The organism is Mycobacterium kyorinense (genome assembly GCF_002101735.1).
Taxonomy (GTDB): domain Bacteria; phylum Actinomycetota; class Actinomycetes; order Mycobacteriales; family Mycobacteriaceae; genus Mycobacterium; species Mycobacterium kyorinense.
Window position 1 is genome coordinate 1 of record NZ_LQPE01000064.1, and the last position, 1,635, is coordinate 1,635.

Below are 1,635 nucleotides of genomic sequence, written 5' to 3' on the forward strand. Positions count from 1 at the left end.
TGGGGCGGTTGGGATTGGCGTGGCATGAGTGATCCGCTGGCCTGCACCAGTTTTCCTTGGGTTCCTCGGGTCGGGCCTGTGATGGCGGGGTGGTCAGAGACTGGTCGGTCGGGTCAGGCGGCGCGGGGTTGCGCGGTCGGGTAGCCGATAATGTTGTGCCACAGGGTTTTCCACCCGATTTGCTTTGGCCAGTGGATGGGCAGGTGCAGGGTGGGTTTGCGGGCCGGTGCGGCAAAGCGGGCTGGTACGTTGACCAGGTCGCGGCGCAGGGTGGCACCGCGCGCCACGGCGGCATCGCCGCCCGCGAGTGTTCCGGCCGCGCGCAGCAGGTTGTGCGCGATCACCGCGCAGGCCAACCAGGCGCAGTTGGCTGCAAACAGCCCAGATGGGATATGGGCCAGCGGCCCGTCGATCAGGTCGGCGAAGGTGGTCTCGACGATGGCATGGCGGCGATGGGTGATGTCGGCCTCGGCGACCGGCAGCGCGGAGTTGGTCACAAACGGGTGATAGCGCCACACCGGAAACAGTGCGTCGGGGTAGCGGGCATCTTTGACACGGCGCACGATCAGCCGCACGGTGAGCGTGCGGCCGCCGCCCAGGCGCAGCGTGTAGGGCGTCTCGGCGACCTGGGCGTCGGAGATCAGCGCGCCCGTGTCGGGGTCTTCGACCGCGCCCGGATAGTGCACCGGGGTATAGGCGTGCTCGTCGATCCCGGTGATTGCGGTGCTGATGCGCTTGTTTTGGGCCACCGACAGGGAGAATTCGACTCCTTCTCCAACGCAGGTGGCCATCACCTTTTTGGTGCCAAACGCCGAGTCGCCGCGCAGCATGATCGTGTTCGCCCCACACCTGCGGGCGGTGGTGATGGCCTGCTTGACCTGGGCGGCGGCGGCGCGCCCGGAGCCGGCCTTGCCGCTGCGCAGCCGCGCCTCGGCGATCACCGGCGCGGCCTGCCCGGTCGAAAGGGTGGTGATCTGCGGTGAGAGGCCCCGCCGCAGCAGCGCGCGGCTGGCGATCGTGGCGTGCCCGAATGAGGCGCCCTGTTTGTGGTGTCCGTAGACCGGGCGCAATAGCGAGTCGATGTCCAAAAACGCGCGCTGCTCGATGCCGGGCAACAGCGGCGTGCGCTGCGCGAGTGCCACCAGATGGGTGCGGGCCACCGCGGCGAGCTGGTTGGAATGCCCGAAGGTGAACTCGCGCAAGAAGATCCCCAACGTCGAGGGCGCATACACCTCGTCGAACACCCGGGGCGTGCCGCCAGCGCGCAACACGTTTATATCGTCGATGCTGTCCGCGCCGCACAGCATGCCCCCGATGATCGTGGTCAGCTTCCCGGCCGCGTTGACCGCGCCCGAGGCCACCCGGGTGCTGGCAGCTCGACGTACTCGTCGATCAACCGCGAAAGACCGGTCTGCTCAGCCAATTCCAGCACCGGCGCCAAACCTGCCGCCGACACCAAATTCGGCTCGTCAAACACCGCCGACCCGACAGTGAACGTATAGGATGACTGCATCGAAAATGCCTTCTCGAACACCGGACAAAACCGACATCAACACTCGTATTGTCCCAGTTCAGGAGGCATTTTCGTGGTTCCCACGCCGATCACCAACGACCGACCGTCCACGGATTCAGGCT

Annotated in this window: 1 pseudogene; it reads right to left on the bottom strand. The window is 66.6% G+C overall.

What is annotated here, in order from left to right:
• Positions 1 to 113: 113 nt before the first annotated feature.
• Positions 114 to 1,513 (bottom strand): annotated as a pseudogene (locus AWC14_RS09100) (IS1380 family transposase).
• Positions 1,514 to 1,635: the final 122 nt, after the last annotated feature.